At 73.9% G+C, this 20,261-nt stretch carries 16 protein-coding genes; 10 read left to right on the top strand and 6 right to left on the bottom strand.

Features of this window, described 5'->3' with window-relative positions:
• Window positions 1-9: 9 nt before the first annotated feature.
• The 6 genes from mmsA (at window position 10) to ACZ5DC_RS08945 (ending at window position 10,712) form a co-directional block, all read left to right on the top strand.
• On the top strand, window positions 10-1,512 hold the full coding sequence (gene mmsA, locus ACZ5DC_RS08970; RefSeq protein ID WP_468650832.1) for a CoA-acylating methylmalonate-semialdehyde dehydrogenase: 1,503 nt from the start codon (window positions 10-12) through the stop codon (window positions 1,510-1,512).
• Between the two features lie 453 nt (window positions 1,513-1,965).
• A complete protein-coding gene (locus ACZ5DC_RS08965) occupies window positions 1,966-3,357 on the top strand; it encodes an APC family permease (RefSeq protein ID WP_468650830.1) in 1,392 nt (463 codons plus the stop codon).
• Window positions 3,358-3,522: 165 nt separating this feature from the next.
• Window positions 3,523-6,183 (top strand): CocE/NonD family hydrolase, encoded by a 2,661-nt coding sequence (locus ACZ5DC_RS08960; protein WP_468650828.1) that lies wholly within the window; start codon window positions 3,523-3,525, stop codon window positions 6,181-6,183.
• Window positions 6,180-7,034 (top strand): ABC transporter permease, encoded by an 855-nt coding sequence (locus ACZ5DC_RS08955; protein WP_468650826.1) that lies wholly within the window; start codon window positions 6,180-6,182, stop codon window positions 7,032-7,034. The genes ACZ5DC_RS08960 and ACZ5DC_RS08955 overlap by 4 nt, the downstream gene beginning before the upstream one ends.
• A 158-nt stretch (window positions 7,035-7,192) precedes the next feature.
• Window positions 7,193-8,683, top strand: coding sequence for a vWA domain-containing protein (locus tag ACZ5DC_RS08950; RefSeq protein WP_468650824.1), 1,491 nt, complete (start codon window positions 7,193-7,195; stop codon window positions 8,681-8,683).
• A 106-nt stretch (window positions 8,684-8,789) separates the two neighbouring features.
• Entirely contained in the window at window positions 8,790-10,712 is a 1,923-nt protein-coding gene (locus ACZ5DC_RS08945) for an AMP-dependent synthetase/ligase (RefSeq protein ID WP_468650822.1), read from the top strand.
• A 71-nt stretch (window positions 10,713-10,783) separates the two neighbouring features.
• Here ACZ5DC_RS08945 and ACZ5DC_RS08940 read toward each other — a convergent pair whose 3' ends face one another.
• Window positions 10,784-11,188 (bottom strand): rodlin, encoded by a 405-nt coding sequence (locus ACZ5DC_RS08940; protein WP_366750473.1) that lies wholly within the window; start codon window positions 11,186-11,188, stop codon window positions 10,784-10,786.
• A 247-nt stretch (window positions 11,189-11,435) separates the two neighbouring features.
• Here ACZ5DC_RS08940 and ACZ5DC_RS08935 point away from each other — a divergent pair, with 247 nt between their 5' ends.
• The 4 genes from ACZ5DC_RS08935 (at window position 11,436) to ACZ5DC_RS08920 (ending at window position 14,798) form a co-directional block, all read left to right on the top strand.
• On the top strand, window positions 11,436-11,834 hold the full coding sequence (locus tag ACZ5DC_RS08935; RefSeq protein WP_189885485.1) for a rodlin: 399 nt from the start codon (window positions 11,436-11,438) through the stop codon (window positions 11,832-11,834).
• A gap of 238 nt (window positions 11,835-12,072) precedes the next feature.
• Window positions 12,073-12,333 carry a chaplin gene (locus ACZ5DC_RS08930; RefSeq protein ID WP_468650819.1) on the top strand — a complete coding sequence of 87 codons (261 nt, stop codon included), beginning with the start codon at window positions 12,073-12,075 and terminating at the stop codon, window positions 12,331-12,333.
• A 118-nt stretch (window positions 12,334-12,451) separates the two neighbouring features.
• Window positions 12,452-13,315 carry a chaplin gene (locus tag ACZ5DC_RS08925; protein WP_468650817.1) on the top strand — a complete coding sequence of 288 codons (864 nt, stop codon included), beginning with the start codon at window positions 12,452-12,454 and terminating at the stop codon, window positions 13,313-13,315.
• 208 nt (window positions 13,316-13,523) lie between these two features.
• On the top strand, window positions 13,524-14,798 hold the full coding sequence (locus ACZ5DC_RS08920; RefSeq protein WP_468650815.1) for a glycoside hydrolase family 26 protein: 1,275 nt from the start codon (window positions 13,524-13,526) through the stop codon (window positions 14,796-14,798).
• Here ACZ5DC_RS08920 and ACZ5DC_RS08915 read toward each other — a convergent pair.
• Genes ACZ5DC_RS08915 through murJ form a run of 5 tightly spaced genes read right to left on the bottom strand, consistent with a single transcriptional unit; the run spans window position 14,795 to window position 20,150 of the window.
• Window positions 14,795-15,934 carry a GNAT family N-acetyltransferase gene (locus ACZ5DC_RS08915; protein ID WP_468650813.1) on the bottom strand — a complete coding sequence of 380 codons (1,140 nt, stop codon included), beginning with the start codon at window positions 15,932-15,934 and terminating at the stop codon, window positions 14,795-14,797. The genes ACZ5DC_RS08920 and ACZ5DC_RS08915 overlap by 4 nt on opposite strands.
• Window positions 15,931-16,584, bottom strand: a complete 654-nt coding sequence (locus tag ACZ5DC_RS08910) for a YveK family protein (RefSeq protein WP_468650811.1) — start codon at window positions 16,582-16,584, stop codon at window positions 15,931-15,933. The genes ACZ5DC_RS08915 and ACZ5DC_RS08910 overlap by 4 nt, the downstream gene beginning before the upstream one ends.
• Window positions 16,581-17,738: a glycosyltransferase gene (locus ACZ5DC_RS08905; RefSeq protein WP_468650809.1), complete on the bottom strand. Its 1,158-nt coding sequence runs from the start codon at window positions 17,736-17,738 to the stop codon at window positions 16,581-16,583. The genes ACZ5DC_RS08910 and ACZ5DC_RS08905 overlap by 4 nt, the downstream gene beginning before the upstream one ends.
• Window positions 17,735-18,496, bottom strand: coding sequence for a polysaccharide deacetylase family protein (locus tag ACZ5DC_RS08900; protein ID WP_468650807.1), 762 nt, complete (start codon window positions 18,494-18,496; stop codon window positions 17,735-17,737). Before ACZ5DC_RS08900 ends, ACZ5DC_RS08905 begins: the two co-directional genes overlap by 4 nt.
• Entirely contained in the window at window positions 18,480-20,150 is a 1,671-nt protein-coding gene (murJ, locus tag ACZ5DC_RS08895; RefSeq protein WP_468650805.1) for a murein biosynthesis integral membrane protein MurJ, read from the bottom strand. Before murJ ends, ACZ5DC_RS08900 begins: the two co-directional genes overlap by 17 nt.
• Between the last annotated feature and the right edge of the window lie 111 nt (window positions 20,151-20,261).

The following is a 20,261-nucleotide window of genomic DNA, read 5'->3' as shown; positions in this document are numbered from 1 at the left end:
TCCCCGGACATGACGAAGATCGTCAACCACTGGATCGGCGGGAAGACCGTCGAAGACGCGTCGGGTGAGTTCGGGCCGGTCACCGACCCGGCGACCGGCGCGGTCACCACGAAGGTCGCGTTCGCGTCGGTGGAGGAGGTGGACGCGGCCGTCGCGGCGGCCAAGGACGCCTACCTGACCTGGGGCCAGTCCTCGCTGGCGCAGCGCACGTCCATCCTGTTCAGGTTCCGGGCGCTGCTCGACGCGCACCGGGACGAGATCGCCGAGCTGATCACCGCCGAGCACGGCAAGGTGCACTCGGACGCGCTCGGCGAGGTCGCGCGCGGCCTGGAGATCGTGGACCTGGCCTGCGGGATCAACGTCCAGCTGAAGGGCGAGCTGTCCACGCAGGTCGCGAGCCGGGTGGACGTGGCCGCGATCCGCCAGCCGCTCGGTGTCGTCGCCGGCATCACGCCGTTCAACTTCCCGGCGATGGTCCCGCTGTGGATGTTCCCGATCGCCATCGCGTGCGGCAACACGTTCGTGCTGAAGCCGAGCGAGAAGGACCCGTCGGCGTCGGTCCGCCTCGCCGAGCTGCTGGCCGAGGCCGGACTGCCCGACGGTGTCTTCAACGTGGTGCACGGCGACAAGGTGGCCGTGGACCGCCTGCTGGAGCACCCGGACGTGAAGGCCGTCTCCTTCGTCGGCTCGACCCCGATCGCCCGCTACATCCACACCACCGCCTCCGCCAACGGCAAGCGCGTGCAGGCCCTCGGCGGCGCCAAGAACCACATGCTGGTGCTGCCGGACGCCGACCTGGACGCGGCGGCCGACGCTGCGGTCAGCGCCGCCTACGGCTCCGCGGGCGAGCGCTGCATGGCCATCTCGGCGGTCGTGGCGGTGGGCGCCATCGGCGACACGCTGGTGGAGAAGATCCGCGAGCGCGCCGAGAAGATCAAGATCGGTCCGGGCGACGACCCGACGTCCGAGATGGGCCCGCTGATCACCAAGGCGCACCGCGACAAGGTGGCCTCGTACGTGGAGGGCGCCGCCGCCGAGGGCGCCGAGGTGGTGCTCGACGGCACCGGCTACACCGTCGAGGGCTTCGAGGACGGCCACTGGATCGGCATCTCTCTGCTGGACAAGGTGCCGACCAGCGCGAAGGCGTACCAGGACGAGATCTTCGGCCCGGTGCTGTGCGTGCTGCGCGCCGAGACCTACGAGGAGGGCGTGGCGCTCATCAACGCCTCGCCGTTCGGCAACGGCACCGCGATCTTCACCCGGGACGGCGGCGCCGCCCGCCGCTTCCAGCTGGAGATCGAGGCCGGCATGGTCGGCGTGAACGTGCCGATCCCGGTGCCGGTGGGTTACCACTCCTTCGGTGGCTGGAAGGACTCGCTCTTCGGCGACCACCACGTCTACGGCAACGACGGCACGCACTTCTACACCCGCGGCAAGGTCGTCACCACGCGCTGGCCCGACCCGGCCGACGCCCCGGCGGGCGTGGACCTGGGCTTCCCGCGCAACCACTGAGCCGGTCGGCACGGCGCCCCGTCTCCCCCGTGCGGGAGGGCGGGGCACCGGTGCGTTCCGTCCTGCCGGCCGCGCTGTTGACATGCACGCGACTGGATCAACCGTCCGGATGTCGGAAGGCTGACATTTTTTTGAAACCTTGGCTGCGGTTCCCGTTCAGCCCGGACGAAACGGGTGGCGAAGGGGTTGCCGCTGGATGACCTTCAAAAGCAAGGTCACATCGGCTATGGGCTTGATGGATGCGCCCATAGGGTGTTACAGCCTGGGAAAGTGATGCGGCGCACAGTCGTCCGGAGGTGCGGATTCCGAAGGTAAACGGCCATTGACGTGGTGGTTTTCGTCGGGGTTCGCTATGCAGCGCCGGGAGCGGACGAGACGAACGTACGACGATCCGCCGGAGGCGATAGCGCTCCCGACCCCCACCCAGCCGCTCACGTCGAACGGAACCGCCGTATGACCGACACGCTCCAGAAGTCCGTGGTAGACACCGCGACGGCCCCCGCACCCGGGCTGAAGCGTTCCATCGGTGTCGTCGGCGGCACGCTGCTGACGCTGTCGTGCGTCACGCCCGCCTCCACGCTCTTCGTCGTCGTTCCCGACCTGTTCGGTTCCCTCGGCACCGCCACCGCCCTGACGATCGCCATCGGCTCGCTCCTCTGTATCGCCGTGGCGTTCTGCTACTCCGAACTGGGCACCCTGATCCCCAGCGCGGGCGGCGAGTACGCCATGGTCTCCACGATGGCCGGACGGCTCGCGGGCTGGCTGGTCTTCGTGCTCTCCCTGCTGGTCGTCATGATCGTGCCCCCGGTGATCGCGATGGGCACCGCTGACTACCTCACCCCCATCGTCCACCTGGACCCGTCCATGACGGGCGCCGGAGTGATGCTGCTGGCGACCCTCGCCGGCCTGCTGGACCTGCGCGCCAACGCCTGGATCACCGGCATCTTCCTCGTCCTGGAGGTCATCGCCGCCGGGGTCGTCGCCCTGCTGGGCTTCTCGCACGGCCACCGCGGCGTGGGCAGCCTGGTCTCCATGCAGGTGGCCGGCGCGAACGGCCACACCGACACCGTGACGGCCATGCTGGTGGTCTCCGGCCTCGCCATCGCCCTCTTCGTCACCCAGGGCTTCTCCACCGCCGTCTACCTGTCGGAGGAACTGGAGAACCCGCGCCGCAACGTCGCCCGGACGGTCCTCGCCACCCTCGCCATCTCCACCGTGGTCATCCTGGTGCCGGTCGCCGCCATCACCATGGGCGCCTCCGACCTCAAGGAACTGACCGGCGGCGACATCAGCTCCATGGTCACCGCCTGGTCCAACTCCGCGGTCGGCACCTTCGTCAGCCTCTGCGTGGCCCTCGCGATCATCAACGCGGGCATCGTCATGGTCATCCAGAACTCCCGCGTCCTGTTCGCCTCGGCCCGCGACAAGGCCTGGCCCGGCCCGGTCAACACCGTCTTCTCCAAGCTCGGCCGCTTCGGCTCCCCCTGGGTCGCCACCCTCGCGGTCGGCGTCCCCGGCGCGGTGCTCTGCTTCGTCAACCTGGACACCCTGTACGGCGTCACCGGCGTCTCGGTGACCGGCATGTACCTGCTCGTCGCGATCGCCGCCCTGCTCGCCCGCCGCGGCTCCCACAAGCACACCCCCGCCTGGCGGATGCCGCTGTGGCCCGCGATGCCGGTCCTGCTCATCGCCGTCCTGGCCTACATCCTGACCCAGCAGGAGACGACCTACCTGCTGTGGACCGGCGGCATCACCGCGGTGGCGACCCTCTACTGGGCCCTGTACCTGCGCCCGCGCCGCGACACCCACTGGCTGGTGTCGATCCCGGAGGACGCGCAGGCCTGAGTCCCCGCGGGGCCGCGGGGCCGTAGCACCCCGCGGCTGCGCCGCGCGGTCGCCGCCCGTACCGCGGTCGCGGTAGGAGACGGCGGACCCGTACTCCCGAGGGAGGGTCCGCCGTTCCACCCCAGGTCGGCGGCGATTGTCAGCACCGCCCCGTACCGTTGACGCATGGATCTTCGACTGCCCGCCCTGCCCGCCCTGCGCGGCCTGCTGCGGAGGCCCCGCCGGCTGCTGGCCGCCGGGGCCGCCGTCGTGGTGCTCGCCGGCGCCGGGACGTGGACGGCGGCCGTCGCCTCCGACGACCCGCGGGCCGTGCGCCGCAGCGACCAGGTCATGGCGGTCGACGGGGTGCGCCTGGACACCTCGTACTTCACCCCGGCCGGCTCCGGCCGGCACCCCGCCGTCCTGCTCGCGCACGGCTTCGGCGGCAGCAAGGACGACATGCGTCGGCAGGCCGAGGACCTCGCCCGGGACGGGTACGCGGTCCTGACCTGGTCCGCGCGCGGGTTCGGCGGCTCGACCGGGAAGATCGGCCTCAACGACCCCGAGGGCGAGGTCGCCGACGTCTCCCGGCTCATCGACTGGCTGGCCCGGCAGCCCCAGGTGCGGCTCGACAAGCCGGGCGACCCGCGCGTCGGCGTGGCCGGCGGCTCCTACGGCGGCGCGATCTCCCTGCTCGCCGCCGGGTACGACCACCGGGTCGACGCCATCGCCCCGGCCATCACCTACTGGAACCTCGCGGACGCCCTGTTCCCGGACGGCGTCTTCAAGAAGCTGTGGACCGGCGTCTTCGTCAACACCGGCGGGGGCTGCGCGAAGTTCCAGCCCGCGCTGTGCCGGATGTACGAGCGGGTCGCCGAGTCCGGCACCCCGGACCCCGCCGCCCGGAAGCTGCTGGAGGAACGCTCACCGTCCGCGGTCGGCGACCGGATCAAGGTGCCCACGCTGCTGGTGCAGGGGCAGACGGACTCCCTGTTCCCGCTCGGCCAGGCCGACGCCGCCGCGAAGGCGATCCGCGCGAACGGCGCCCCGGTCGACGTCGACTGGATCGCCGGCGGGCACGACGGCGGCGACATGGAGACGAGCCGGGTCGAGGCACGCGTGCGTACGTGGTTCGACCGCTACCTGAAGGGCGACAAGGGCACCGACACCGGCCCGGCCTTCCGCGTCACCCGCACCGGCGGCGTCGACTCCACCGACGGCACCGCCCAGCTGCGCGGCGCGAGCGCCGCCGCCTATCCCGGCCTGCGCGACCATCCGCGCCCCATCGCCCTCACCGGCGGCACCCAGCGCGTCGCCAACCCGGCCGGGGCCAGCCCGCCCGGTGTCTCCGCGCTGCCCGGCCTCGGCGGTTCCGGCGGCCTCGCGCAGCTCTCCGCGCTCGGCGTCGGCGTCTCCCTGGACTTCCCCGGCCAGTACGCCCGGTTCGACTCCGCGCCCCTCACCCGCGACCTGCGCATCACCGGCACCCCGACCGCCACCGTGCGCATCACCTCCACCCGCGACGACGCCGTCCTGTTCGGCAAGGTCTACGACGTCGGCCCCGACGGAAAGCGGCAGGTGCTGCCCGCCCAGCTCGTCGCCCCCTTCCGGGTGACCGGCGCCAAGGCGGGCAAGGACGTCACCGTCACGCTCCCGGCGATCGACCACGAGGTGCAAAGGGGCCACCGGCTCCGCCTGGTCCTCGCCTCCACCGACCTCGGCTACGCATCCCCGGCCGCCCCGGCCACCTACACCGTCTCCCTGAAGGGGGCACTGAGCGTGCCGACGGCCCCCGCCGTCACCACCGCCGCCGCGTCCCTGCCGGCCTGGGTCTGGTGGCTGCCCGCGGCCGGCGCGGCCGCCGCCCTCGCCCTGCTGCTCACCACCCGCCGCCGGACGTCCGCCCCCGCGCCCGACCCCGGGCTGGCCGAGGTCCCGCTGGTGATCACCGGCCTGAGCAAGCGGTACGCCGGGTCCACCGACCGGTACGCCGTCCGGGACCTCTCCTTCCGCGTGGAGAAGGGCCAGGTCCTCGGCCTGCTCGGACCGAACGGCGCGGGCAAGACCACCACCCTGCGCATGCTGATGGGCCTCATCCGGCCGGACGCCGGCGAGATCCGCGTCTTCGGCCACACCATCCGGCCCGGCGCGTCCGTGCTCTCCCGTGTCGGCGCGTTCGTCGAGGGCGCCGGTTTCCTGCCCCACCTGTCCGGCCGGGAGAACCTGGAGCTGTACTGGCGGGCCACCGGCCGCCCGCCCGAGGACGCCCACCTGGACGAGGCCCTGGAGATCGCCGGGCTCGGCGACGCGCTCGCCCGCGCGGTCCGCACGTACTCGCAGGGCATGCGGCAGCGCCTCGCCATCGCCCAGGCCATGCTGGGCCTGCCCGACCTGCTCATCCTCGACGAGCCCACCAACGGCCTGGACCCGCCCCAGATCCGCGAGATGCGCGAGGTGATGATCCGCTACGCGGCCGGCGGCCGTACGGTGATCGTCTCCAGCCATCTCCTCGCCGAGGTGGAGCAGTCCTGCACCCACCTGGTGGTGATGGACCGCGGCCGGCTGGTGCAGGCGGGCCCGGTCCGGGAGATCGTCGGCTCCGGCGACACCCTGCTGGTCGGCACCGCCGTACCCGTGCAGGAGCCGGTGGTGGAGAAGGTGGGCGCGCTGGACGGCGTCGCCTCCGCCGTGCGCACCGACGACGGGCTGCTGATCCGGCTGGAACCCGGCGGCACCGCCGAGCGGCTGGTCGTGGAGCTGGTGCGGCTGGAGGTGCCGGTCGCCTCCGTCGGCCCGCACCGGCGCCTCGAAGACGCCTTCCTCACCCTGATCGGAGGTTCCGCATGAGCATGCTCACCGAGGTCGCCTCCGGCTATCAGGCGGGGCGCACCCTGCCGCTGCGGGTCGAGCTGGTCCGCCAGCTCAAGCGGCGCCGGACGCTGGTCATGGGCGCCGTCCTGGCCGTACTGCCGTTCGTGCTGCTGATCGCCTTCGCGATCGGCGGCGACCCGGGCGGCCGGAACAACCAGGTCACCCTGATGGACACGGCCACCGCCTCCGGCGCCAACTTCGCCGCCGTGAACCTGTTCGTCTCGGCGGGCTTCCTGCTGGTGATCCCCGTCGCCCTCTTCTGCGGGGACACGGTCGCCTCGGAGGCCGGCTGGTCCTCGTTGCGCTATCTGCTCGCCGCGCCGGTGCCGCGGGCCCGGCTGCTGTGGTCCAAGCTCGTGGTCGCGCTCGGCATGAGCCTCGCCGCGATGGTGCTGCTGCCGGTCGTGGCGCTCGCCGCCGGCACGGCCGCCTACGGCTGGGGGCCGCTTCAGATACCGACCGGCGGCGCGCTGGAGATGGGTACGGCGGCCCAGCGGCTCCTGGTGGCCGTGGCGTACATCTTCGTGTCCCAGCTGGTCACCGCCGGGCTGGCGTTCTGGCTGTCCACCAGGACGGACGCCCCGCTCGGCGCGGTCGGCGGCGCGGTCGGCCTGACCATCGTGGGCAACGTCCTGGACGCCGTCACGGCCCTCGGCCACTGGCGTGACTTCCTGCCCGCGCACTGGCAGTTCGCGTGGGCCGACGCCGTCCAGCCCCGCCCCGAGTGGTCCGGCATGATCCAGGGCACCGCGCTCTCCATAACGTACGCCCTGGTGCTGTTCGCCCTGGCCTTCCGGGGTTTCGCCCGCAAGGACGTCGTCTCCTAGGTCGCCGGCGCGTCACCCACCGGTCACGACGGGCCGCCGCCGTGGCCGGTTCGCAATCCATCCGCAACTCCCCGGGACGCACGTTCCGGACCGTCGCCCCGTCACAGTCGGCAGCGGACGCACACGTCCGGTGGCGACAGGCCGAGGGGGAGGACGCGATGGACCGGTACGGGGACCGACGGACACGGCGGGCGCGGCGGGCACTGCTCGCGCTCACGGCCGCCGGCGGACTGCTGCTGACGGCGTGCAGCGCGGGCGGCGCCGCGCGGCCGGCCGAGGGCAAGGCCCGCGACGGCGGGCCCGGCCTGGTCCGGCAGGACGCCGGCGGCCGGCTGTCCACCTTCGCGCTCGACGTCGACACCGCCTCCTACGCCTACGCCCGCCGCAGCCTCGCCGAGGGCCGCAGGCCCGATCCGCGGGCCGTGCGGCCCGAGGAGTTCGTCAACAGCTTCCGCCAGGACTACCGGCGGCCCGACGGCAACGGCTTCACGGTCACCGTCGACGGCGCCCGCACCGGCGAGCCGGACTGGTCCCTCGTCCGCGTCGGCCTCGCCACCCGGCCCGCCGCACCGGACGCGCACCGCCCGCCCGCCGCGCTCACCTTCGTCGTCGACACCTCCGGCTCCATGGGTGAACCCGGCCGCCTGGACCTCGCCCAGCACGCCCTGGCCACCCTGGCGGACCGGCTGCGCGACGACGACTCCGTCGCCCTCGTCACCTTCAGCGGGGACGCCGAGACCGTGCTGCCGATGACCCGGCTCGGCGGCCACCGCGGCACGGTCCGCGACGCCATAGACAGCCTGGAGCCGCAGAACTCCACCAACCTCGGCGCGGGCGTCGAGGAGGGCTACGCCACCGCCGTGGAGGGCGCCCGCAAGGGGGCCACCAACCGGGTGGTGCTCGTCTCCGACGCCCTCGCCAACACCGGCGAGACCAGCGCGGACGCGATCCTCCGCCGGATCGACGACGCCCGCCGCGAACACGGCGTCACCCTCTTCGGGGTCGGCGTCGGCAGCACTTACGGCGACTCGCTCATGGAACGCCTCGCCGACCGGGGCGACGGCCACACCGTGTACGTCTCCGATCCCGGCGAGGCCGACAAGGTCTTCGCCGGTGAGCTCCCGAGGAACATCGAGCTGACCGCCCGGGACGCCAAGGCCCAGGTCGCCTTCGACCCGCACACCGTCACCGCCTTCCGCCTCATCGGCTACGACGACCGCAGGATCGCCGACCGGGACTTCCGCGACGACCGGGTCGACGGCGGCGAGGTCGGCCCCGGGCACACCGTCACCGCCCTGTACGCCGTCCACACCCGGCACGGCGCCCGCGGCCACCTCGCCACCGCCACCGTCCGCTGGCTCGACCCGGTGACCCGCGACCCGCACGAGGCGTCGGGCGGCGTGGAGACCGGGGCCCTGGCCGGCTCGGTCTGGCGGGCGAGCCCCCGCTTCCAGGTCACCGCGGTCGCGGCGTACTTCGCCGACGCCCTGCGCATCCGCTCGGCGGACCGCCCGGCCCTCCCCGGCGCCCCCGGCCTGACCGGCCTCGCCCGCAGGGCCGCCGGGCTGGCCGCCACCACCGAGGACGCCGACGTGCGCGGCCTCGCCGACGCCATCCGCCAGGCCAGCGGCACCGAGCCCGCGGAGTGAACGCCGAGCGATCCCCGCGGGCCCCATTGACCTTTCCTTACCAACGAGTAAGTTGACTCTTCGGTAAGGACCTTGGGCAGGCCACGCACCGCCACCGGGAGCCGTCATGGGCGTACGCAGGGATCTGAAACGGGCACGGCGGCGCGCCGATCTCGCGGACCGCGCCGCGGTGGAGGTGGTCCGGGACGCCACGGGCGCGGTCCGCGAGGTGCGCGCCGCACCCCTGGCGCCCCCGCTCACCACCGGCTCCCTGGCCGACCTGCCGTTCACGCACGCGGCCGGGACCCCCGACGCCGTCCTGCTGCGCCGCCGCGACCGCGACGGCGCCTGGCACCCGGTCACCGCGTCCGCCTTCGCCGCCGAGGTCGCCGCCGTCGCCAAGGGGCTCGTCGCCGCCGGGCTCGAACCCGGCGGCCGGGTCGCGGTGATGTCCCGCACCCGCTACGAGTGGACCGTCCTGGACTTCGCGATCTGGGCGGCCGGCGGCCAGTCCGTGCCGGTCTACCCGACCTCCTCCGCCGAGCAGGTCGAGTGGATCGTCCGCGACTCCGGGGCCCGGTTCGTCGTCACCGAGACCATGGCGAACGCCGCCACCGTCACCACCGGCACGGCCGGCCACCCGCACCCCCCGCGCCTGTGGCAGCTCGACGCCGACGCCCTCGGCGACCTCGCCGTCCTCGGCCGGGACCTTGCCGACGACGAACTCGCCAAGCGGCGCGGGGCGCTCGGTCCCGACACCATCGCGACCCTCTGCTACACCTCCGGCACCACCGGCCGCCCCAAGGGCTGCGTCCTCACCCACGCCAACCTGCACGCCGAGGCGGCCAACACCGTCGAGCTGCTGCACCCCGTCTTCCAGGCGGTCACCGGTCAGGCCGCTTGCACGCTGCTCTTCCTGCCGCTCGCCCACATCCTCGGCCGCACCCTCCAGCTCGCCTGCCTGCTGGCCCGCATCGAGACCGGCCACTTCCCGAGCGTGCGCCCCGACGAACTGCGGCCCGCGCTCAAGGAGTTCCGGCCCACCTTCCTGGTCGGGGTGCCGTACCTCTTCGAGAAGATCCACGACACCGGGCGGGCCACCGCGGAGAAACTCGGCCGGGCCGCCTCCTTCGACCGCGCCGAACGCGTCGCCGTCCGCTTCGGCGAGGCCCACCTGCGGAAGTTCCTCGGCACCGGCAAGGGCCCGGGACCCGGCCTGTACGCCGCCTGGGCGCTGTACGACCTGCTGGTCTACCGCCGCATCCGCAAGGAGCTGGGCGGCCGGACGCGGTACGCCATCAGCGGCGGCTCCCCACTGGACCGCGACCTCAACCTGTTCTTCCTCGCGGCCGGCATCGCCGTCTACGAGGGCTACGGCCTCACCGAGACCAGCGCCGCCGCCACGATCGTGCCCCCGCTCACGCCCCGCCCCGGCACGGTCGGCCGGCCGGTGCCGGGCGTCCGCGTGCGCCTCGCCGACGACGGGGAGGTGCTGATCAGGGGCGGGGTGGTCTTCACGTCGTACTGGAACGACCCGGCCGCCACGGACGCCGTACTGCACGGCGGCTGGTTCGCGACCGGTGACCTCGGCGCGCTCGACGACGACGGATACCTCACCATCACCGGCCGCAAGAAGGACATCCTCGTCACCTCCGGCGGCAAGAACGTCTCGCCGTCCGTCCTGGAGGACCGGCTGCGCAGCCGCCCACCCGTCGGCCAGTGCCTGGTCGTCGGCGACAACCGGCCCTTCGTCGCCGCGCTGATCACCCTCGACCCGGAAGCGGTCGCCCACTGGCTGTCCGTGCGGAAGCTGCCACCGGACACCCCGCTGTCCACGCTGGTGCGCGACGAGCGGCTGCGCGCGGAGGTGCGGAAGGCGGTCGACCACGCCAACGAGGCGGTCTCCCGCGCCGAGTCGATCCGCGCGTTCGCGCTGGTCGACGGAGAGTTCACCGAGGAGAACGGGCTGCTGACCCCGTCGCTGAAGGTCAAGCGGCACGCGGTGACGGCCGCGTACGCGGAGCAGATCGAGGAACTGTACAGGCGCTGACCGGCCGAGCGGGCCGCGGACACGCGGAAGCGGGCCGCCGAGGACTCGGCGACCCGCTTCGCGGACCGGGTTCAGTGACCGGATTCGGAGTTCTGGGACAGGATCGACACGTCCTCCAGCAGGTGCGCCAGCGCGCCGTCGCGCTTGACGTTCGAGGAGTTCTCGGTGCACTGCTGCTGCATGTGGTCCGACAGGATCGGGATGTCCTGGACGTTGACACCGATGAGGGCGCCGACGCCGACCGGAATGTCGTTCAGGGCGATGCACGGCTTGTTGAAGGAGCCCTGGATCAGGGCGATCTGCGGGCTCATGTTCCCGTACGTGGCCGAGTTGCCGTAGCTCTGCCAAGCGCCGTTGCCGTTGGCGGCGGTCGGGCCGCTGTCGTTGCCGATCGCCAGCGCCTGCGGTGCCGCGGCGGCGGAGGCGCCCATGGCGGAAGCGGCGACGGCCGCAGTGGCAACAATCTTCTTGATCACTGGCCAGTCCTTTCTGAGGAAACCCCGTCCACCGGAGCGAACTGGTCAACTCCGCCGACCCTCCCTGGTTTCTCCCGTTCACCCTCTCGGCCGATGCGGTGGGCTGGTGGTGTGCTTTTCGGATTGGTGACTTCTCGTCACCTCCAGGGCTGTTGCGCTCCAACCGAGTGAATCAGCGGAACCATTCCCGACGCGCCGGGTTGATGAGGCCGTAGGGCATGCGTCGCTACGAGGAAAGGAACGCGAAGTGCTCAAGAAGGCAATGGTCGCCGCCGCGACCGCCGCTTCTGTCGTGGGAATGGCGGTGGCGGCCGCGCCGCAGGCGCTTGCCATCGGCAACGACGACGGACCGACCGTCGCGAATGGCAACGGCGCCGCGTCGTCGTGGGGCAACTCGGCGACCAAGGGCGACATGAGCCCGCAGCTCTCGCTGGTGCAGGGTTCGCTCAACAAGCCGTGTGTCGGCGTCCAGGACGTCGACGTCGCGGTCGACGCCCTCATCGGCGTCACCGCGCAGGACATCCCGATCCTGTCGGACCACCTGCAGCAGCAGTGCAACGACAACTCCACCAACGCCAAGCGCGACGGCGCGGTCTCGCACGTCCTGGAGGACCTGTCGGTCCTCTCGGCCAACGGCGAGAGCTGAGCCGAACCGGCAGGGCCCGGGTCGTCCGCTGCGTTGTCCGCGGACTTCCCGGGCCTTTTTCCGCTTATTCCGGCGAGGGAAAAAGCGTGAGGGAGCGGTGCGATCGAGTGATTGTCGTGCGGTCCGCGTTCCGCGGTGTTCCGTTCTGTCAATCTCTCGTTCCGTGCCGCGACCGTTCGCGTCGTGCTCACACGGTTCTGGCCGTCAATGGGGCTCGGCCCCAGAGAAGGGAACATTCATGAAGAAGACCGTTGCTGCCGTTGCGGGCGCCCTCCTGGCCCTGAGCCTGGCCGGACCCGCCCTCGCCGACTCCGACACCAACGGCGTCGCCGCGCACTCCCCGGGCGTCCTGTCCGGAAACGTCGTCCAGGTCCCGATCCACATTCCGATCAACGTCTGCGGCAACACGATCAGCGTCATCGGTCTGCTGAACCCGGCGGCCGGCAACACCTGCATCAACGGCGACATCCACAAGCACGGCGACAACGACAAGCACTGACGACGCGCACAACGCCCCAGCCCCCGGCTGCGCACTGGCCGGCCCCGGACCGCCGATCCGTCGATTCCGCGCTCCGGGGCCGGCCGTCCCACTTCTTCGAGCAGGAAAGACCACGAGATTGCGCCAGACACTCAGCAAGGGCATGGCCGTGGCCGCCGCTGCGACGGGCGTGCTGTCCCTGTACAGCGGCTCCGCACTCGCCGACTCCCACGCGCACGGTGCCGCGCAGGGTTCCCCCGGGGTGCTGTCCGGGAACAACATCCAGGCACCCGTGAACATCCCGGTCAACGTCTGCGGCAACTCCGTCGACGTGGCAGCCGCGCTGAACCCGGCATTCGCCAACTCCTGCGCCGCCGTGTCCACCCACGGCCGGCCGGGTCACGACACCGACGAGGAGCACGCCGACTCCGGGTACGGCGGTGCGGAGAACCCGGGCCACGGCGGTTCGTCGTACGGCGACTCGGACGACTCCGGGTACGGCAGCCCGGCCCCCGGCGGCCACCACTCCACGCCTCCCTCGGGAAGCGGCCACTCCACGCCTCCATACGGCGGCGGCAAGGCGACTCCGCCTCCTTACGGTGGTGAGGAGACGACTCCGCCTCCCTACGGCGGTGGCAAGGCGACTCCGCCTGCGTACGGTGGTGAGGAGACGACTCCGCCTCCGTACGGCGGTGGTAAGACGACTCCGCCTCCCTATGGCGGTGAGGAGACGACTCCGCCTCCCTATGGCGGTGAGGAGACGACCCCGCCCCCGTACGGCGGTGAGGAGACGACCCCGCCTCCCTATGGCGGCGACGAGAGCACGCCTCCCGGTGGCGGGCACGCCACGCCGCCGGGCGAGGAGCACCCGGAGCAGCCGCCCGTGCTCGCGCACACCGGCGGTGACGGCCCGGCCATGATCGCGACCTCGGCCGCGAGCGCCGCCCTGATCGCGGCCGGGGCCGTCCTGTACCGGCGAGGCCGCTCCGCCTCTCGTCGCTAGGGCCTCTCGTTCGAATCACGCCGGGCTGATCCGGCCCGATCCGAACGGAAGACCCTGGCCCACCGGGTGCCGGACCGAGGGCCGGCACCCGGCCGCACCCGCCCCACCCCCCGCACCTCCGGTCGGCCGGCCGTACGGACATGACCGGGCGTCAGCGGCCGGACGGCGCGGGGCGGGACTTCGAAGGGGACTGGGGAAAGGAGCGGGCATGGCTCCGCGACAGCGCAGGGCCCGGTCCACGCGGCCGGCCGCCGTCCTCGCGGCGGCGGTCGTCGCGTCGGTCACCCTCGCGGCCGGCCCCGGGCTCGACACCGGGCCCGGAACGGCGCGTGCCGCGGTCCCGCCCACCCCGGCGGCCTCCTCCAGCCCGCCCGTTCCTCCGGCCCCCGCACCGGTGACACCGCCCGTCCCCCTCCCCGCCACCCCCTCGCAGAGCCCCGTGCCCCCCGCTTCCGGCCGGCCCGTCCCGGACTTCGGGCTGTTCCTCGACTCCGGGCCGCGCGGTGTCGCGCGCATGGCCGAGGTGAGCCAGTGGCTCGGCGGGACCGAGGTGAAGGTCGCCCACACCTACCTGCCCGGCGACCGCTGGCAGGACATCGAGGGAGCGCCCGGCTTCCTGGACGCCTGGGCGCGGTGGCGGCGCGAGAAGGCGGACCGGACGCTCGTCCTCAACGTGCCGATGCAGGAACGCAACGAGGAGAACCTCTCGGACGTCCAGGTGCGGTGGCTGCTGCGGCAGGCCGCGGACGGCGCGTTCGACCACCACTTCAGGGCCCTCGCCGAGCGGCTGGTGGAGCTGAAGGTGCCGGACACGGTGATCGTGCCCGGCTGGGAGATGAACGGCACCACCTACACCCACCGCTGCGGACCGGACCCCGCGGCATGGAAGACGTACTGGAACAGGATCGTCACCACCATGCGCTCGGTGCCGGGGCAGAGGTTCCGGTTCGACTTCACGCCGAGCCGCGGCCGGGACGCCGTACCGTGGACGGAGTGCTACCCCGGCGACGCCACGGTCGACATCATCGGCATGGACGCCTACGACCAGCCCAGCGGGCTGTCCTTCGACGACCAGGTCGCCGAGCCTTACGGCCTCCAGCAGCACGTGGACTTCGCGAAGGCCCACGGCAAGCCCCTGTCCTATCCGGAATGGGGGCTCTTCCAGAACGGTGACGACGCCGAGTACATGCGGCGCATGCTCGACTGGATCGACGAGCACAGGCCGCTGTACAACACGCTGACCGACTACTGCCCGCACGGCGTGTGGCAGTGCGCGGCCAATCCCCGCTCGTCTCGGATCTACCGGGCCGCCCTGTACGGCCGCACCGAGCGGCCCGGCCCGGTGCCCCCGCCGCCCCCGGCCCCCACGCCGGCCCCCACCACCGGGCCCCCGGCCGACTGCTCGCCGCTGGGCCCGGGCGACTGGGGGCACTGGCTCGGCGGAAACCTCTGCCTCCTCGACTGGTGGTCGCGGAACCGCTAACCCCGCCCCCGTTCCCGCCACCGCCGCACCGCCTCCCGGCCCCGCTGCCGGACGGCCGCGTCGCACAGCGCGGCCGCCAGCAGCGGGGCGGTGCGCCGCCGGGCCATGAGCAGCCGCCGGTTGACGACCCGCTCGGGCCGCCAGTGGTGCTTGTACGGCTCGTCGCCGCGCAGCAGGCTCAGCGTGCCGCGCCGGCCGTCGCCGGCGTGCTCGGCGCAGGCGTCCAGCAGCATCACCGCCACGTCCGCCTTCCGCTGCCGCAGTCCCGGATGCGCGCCGTAGAGATAGCCGCCGGCCAGGCCGCCCGAGAGCAGGGTCAGGTCCACGGCCACCACCTCGTCGCCCAGCCGGAACTCGGTGACCACCGCGTTCCCCGCGCGCACCATCGGGCCCACCGCGCGGACCAGGTGCTCGCGGAACCGGGACCGCAGGTGCTCGCTCGTCACCCTCCGCCCCTGCCACTGCATCCGGTGCAGCTCCAGCAGCCGTTCGAGCGCCGCGTCGACCTCGTCGGGGCCCACCGTCCGCCGCCGCACGCCCAGCGCGGTCAGCCGGCGCAGCTTGGCCCGCACCCGCTGCCCCGACTTCCTCGACGGCAGCCGGGCGATCAGCTCCTCCATGGACACGGCGGGCAGTTCCAGGCACGGCGAGTCGCACAGCGTCCGGCGCGGCCCGCGCCAGCGGTCGTAGACCCGTTCCACCGCGCCGCCCGGGCGGACCTCGCCGAAGTCGACCAGCGCCGTGCGGGCCGCGTCCCTGAGCGCCTCGGTGAGCGCGCCGGCCGCCCGTCCGTCGTCGCCGTCGTCCAGCAGCACGTCCGTGTAGTCGGAGATCGTCCCGCCGAGCGGCACCAGCGCGGGCAGCGGCCGGCGCACCAGCATCAGCGGCGCGACGGCCACCAGCTCCCGGCCCGCCCGCACCACCAGCAGCCGGAGCCGCCCGTGCCGTCCGTACGACAGCCACCAGGAGTGCAGCCAGGCGTGGCTCTGGAACGGGGTCGCGGCGGCGCACCGCGCGTGGAGCCGCGCCCAGGCCGGGCCCAGCGCCGCGAAGGCGTCGGCGTCGGTGACGAGTTCGGTGACGAGTTCCGTGGGGCGGGCGGGACGCGCGAGGCCCTGCGGGTAGGTCGCGGTCACAGCTGGCCGTGCGCGTCGGCGGCCAGGGCCGGACCGGGCACCGAGGCGGGGCGGAGCGCCTCCTCCCGCGGCCGGCGCCGGGGGCGGACCAGCAGCGCGAGGGCGCCGAGCAGCCCGCCCGCGCTCGCCCCGACGAGTCCGGTCACCCCGGCGGACGCCGAGGTGGGCGCGCCGGGCGTCACCGCGCGGGAGAACTGCACGAGGTGGACGTGCGTGTCGGCCTCGGCGGCGCCGGCGTGCCGGGTGAGCGCGCGGGCGACCGCGTTGGCCATGTCGGCGGCCCGCGCCGGGCGGTCGGAGGTGGCGGAGACGGCGACCATCGGGGCGTCCGGCGAGGTCGCGGCGCGCACGCTGTCGCGCAGGGTGGCCGCCGGCACCCCGGCCCACGCCTGGGCGTCGCCGAGCACCGCGATCTGGGTGGCGACCCGGCCGTAGGCCTGCGCGAAGCCCAGCGCGGTAGCGGTGTCGGACCGCTCGGTGGGGACGGCGATGACGTAGCTGGTCGCCGTGTACTCCGGGGCCCTGAGCACGCCGTACCCGCCGCCCAGCAGCCCGCCCGCGAGGGCCCCGGCCGCCACCAGCGACCAGGGCGGGAGCGCACGCAGACGGGAGGGGCGCAAGGGGCGGCGGTGGACGCGGTTGTCGGTCATGACGGGATGACTCCCTCAGGGGATCGGGACGGGGGGACCGTGCGGGCGAGCGCCGCCGCGTAGACGTCCATGAGCCGGGCGGCGCTGCGGGTGATGCAGTAGTGGCGGGCCGCCTCGGGGGCGGTGCGCGGACCGGGCCCGGCGGCGCGGACCCCGGCGAGCGCGCGGGCGTAGGCGTCGGCGTCGCACGGGACCCGCACCGCGTCCGGGGCGGCCCCGGGCGGCAGGTCCTCCAGGGCGGGGCAGGAGGTGTAGCGCACCGGCAGGCCGGCCGCCAGCGCCTCCACGACCGCGAGGCCGAACGCCTCCTCGGGGGAGGGCGCGGCGAGCACGTCCATCGCCGACGCCAGCGCGGGCAGGCCGGGTCCGGCCGAGCCGTCCGGCAGGTACGGCCGCTCCCCGGTGAACAGCACCCGTCCGGCGACCCCCGCCTCCCGCGCGGCCTGCCGCAGCGCGGGCTCCTGCGGGCCGCCGCCGACCAGCAGCAGCCGGCAGCCGGCGGGCAGCCGGGCGAGGGCGTGGATCAGCACGTCGAAGCGCTTGCCGGGGACGAGCCGGCCGATGCCGCCGATGACGAACGCGTCGGCGGGCAGCCCGAGCCGGTCGCGGGTGCACCGGCGGGCGTCCGGGTCGAAGGCGAACCGCGCCAGGTCGACGCCGTTGGGCACGACCTCGACGCGCGGCTCGGGCACTCCCCAGCGGGCGAGCCGGGCGGCGACCGTGGGGGAGACGGCGACGGTGGAGCGGCCCAGCCGCTCGCCCAGCAGGTACAGCGCGCGCACCCCGGCGGTCAGCGGCCGGCCCTCCATCTGCGAGTCGCCGAGGGAGTGTTCGCTGGCGACGACCGCGCGGACGCCGGCCAGCCGGGCGGCGATCCGGCCGTACAGGCAGGCCCGGTAGAGATGGGTGTGCACGAGGTCGTACCGGCCGCGCCGGATGTGCCCGGCCAGCCGGGGCAGCGCGGCCAGGTCGCGGTTCCCGGTCATGCCGAGGTGGGTCACCGGGACCCCGTCGGCCGCCAGGCCGTCGGCCACCGGCCCGGGGTTGGTCAGGGTCACCACCTCGCACTCCACCGGCAGGTGCCGCAGCAGCAGCCGCAGTTGCTGCTCGGCGCCGCCCACGCCGAGCCCGGTGATGATGTGCAGGGCCTTCACCGCAGCCCCTCGACGGGCCGCCGGCGCAGCCGGTGCAGCCGGTACTTCAGGAACAGGCGTACGGCGGTGTCGTTCTGCCCGACGTACACGCGCGGCAGGACGTGCGGGCCGGTCAGCTCACCGGGGTCGATGGCGCAGGCGTAGGCGTAACCGGCCTCCCGCACGGCCTCCACGACACGCCCGTCGACGGTGCCGTACGGGTAGCAGAACCCGGTGACCGGGGCGCCGGTCAGCTCCTCCAGGACCGTCCGGCTCCCGGCGGTCTCGGCCCTCAGCAGGCCGTCGCCGGCCCGTGTGAGGTCGACGTGGGTGAGGCCGTGCGAGCCGATCTCCATGCCCGCGGCGGCGGCCCGCCGGATGCCGTCGGCGGTCAGCAGCGGCTTGCGCGGGCCGAGGGGGTCCCAGGCGTTGTCGCCGCCGAGCCGGCCGGGCAGCACGAACAGGGTCGCCGTGCATCCCCAACGGGTCAGCGACGGCAGGGCGTTGCCGAGGAAGTCGGCGTACCCGTCGTCGAAGGTGAGCGCCACCAGGTCCCGTCCCCCGCCCCGGGCCCGGGCGGCGAGGAGTTCGGTGACCGACACCCCGCGCAGTCCCCGCCGGCGCAGCCAGCGCAGCTGCCGCTCCAGCCGGTCCGGGCTGACCGTGAGGTGGTACGGGTCGTCGGAGCAGTCGCCGACCGAGTGGTACATGGCGATCCACGGGACCGGGCCGGGGGTGAGGTGCCGGGCGGGGGCCGGGGACTCAACGGAGGACGGCATGGGCGAGCTTTCGGGTGAGGGTGCGTACGGAACGGAGTGCGGGGGCGAAGCCCTGGGCGCCCAGCGCCCAGCAGAGCAGGACGAACACGACGGTCACCGTGGTGCCGCCGGCGGCCAGCCCGGCGAGCGGGCCCGCCGGTATGCTCCCCGCGAACCCGCCGGCCACGGTGGCCACCACCGCCGCCCGCAGCGGCCGGCTCAGCTCGCGCAGCACCGGCCCGGTCCGGACGGGTACGCTCCCGCGCCGCATCCCGGCGAGGAGCAGCACGGCGGTGAGGGTGATGCCCGTGGCGTTCGCGGCGGCGATCCCGGTGACCCCCCAGGTCCCCAGCGTCCAGGCACCGGTCCAGGAGGTCACGACGATGCCCGCGGCCATCGCGGCCACCGGGTACCAGGCGGCGCGGCCCGCCGAGAAGTAGGAACGGACCAGGACGCCGGTCAGGGTCTGGCCGAGCAGGCCGAGCGCGTAGACCCGCATCACACCGGCGGTCGCCGCGGTGTCCTGGGCGGTGAACGCGCCGCGCTGGAACAGCAGTCCGATCAGTTGCGGCGCGCAGGCCACGACCGCGGCCGTGCCGAGCAGCACCAGACAGCCGGCCAGCGCCAGGTCCCGCTCCACCCGGTCCCGGGCCCGCTCCGTGTCGCCGTCGGCCAGCGCCCGGGCCACCACCGGGAAGGTGACCGTGCACAGCATCATCGACAGCGTCATCGGGATCTGCGCGACCTTCTGCGCGTAGTTCAGGTGCGAGATGGCCCCGGCGGGCAGTTCGGAGGCGAGGAACCGTTCGATCAGCACCTGCGACTGCCGGCACAGCGCGAACAGCAGCACGGTGGCCAGCAGCGGCACGGCCAGCGGCTGCGCGGCCGGGGCGGCCCCGGCCTCCGTCCGGCCGGCCCGGCGGCGGTGCAACTGCCGTACCAGGGAAGGGAGCTGGACCAGCACCATCAGACAGCCGCCCGCCGTCACCCCGAACGCGGCCGACCGCACCCCCCACCGGCCGCCGAGCGCGTACATCGCCGTGATGATGCCGACGTTGTACGCGAGGTAGATCGCGGCCGGCGCCAGGAAGCGGCGGTGGGCCCTGAGCGCCGCGCTGGAGTACCCGGCGAGGCCGAAGCTCAGCACGCAGGTCGCGGTGAGCCGGGTGCAGTCCACGGCGAGGGCGGGGTCGGGCAGGCCCGGCGCGAGGACGGTGACGAACTGCGGCGCGGCCACCGCGAGCAGTGCCCCGACCGCCGTGAAACCCAGGGCCAGCCGGGGCAGCGTGCCGGCCACCAGCGCCCGCACCGGATCGCCCGGGGCGCCCTGCGCGCGGCGGGCCAGGGCCATGCTGAACGCCGGGACCAGCGCGAAGGCCAGCCCGTCCTCGATCAGCAGCGTCGCCGCGAACTCCGGCACCGTCCACGCGACCAGGAAGGCGTCCGTGTCCCGCCCGGCCCCGAACAGCCGGGCCAGCGACTGGTCCCGCACCAGCCCGAGCAGCGCCGCCGCCATGGAGAGCGACGCGGTGACGAGGGTGGCCTGGGCGAGGAAACGCCGTGTCGGCGGCGAGTGCCGGGCGGGAGGGGACACCGGTGGCACCGGGGGACGGAGCGGACCGAGCGGACCCGCCCCCGTGACCGCCTCGGCCGGCCGGGCTCCGGGCAGACGCACCCCACCGGTCCCGCCTGCCGGCTCGGCGTCCGGCGCCGGCCGGGGCGGGCCGGACAGTGGGTGCCCGCCGGGTGCCGGCCAGGAGGTGCCGGGTTCCGGGTGAGGGTCGCC

Source organism: Streptomyces sp. NPDC031445 (assembly GCF_055581365.1).
The sequence above is the reverse complement of the archived record's forward strand: the minus strand, read 5'-3'. Positions and strand labels throughout refer to the sequence as shown.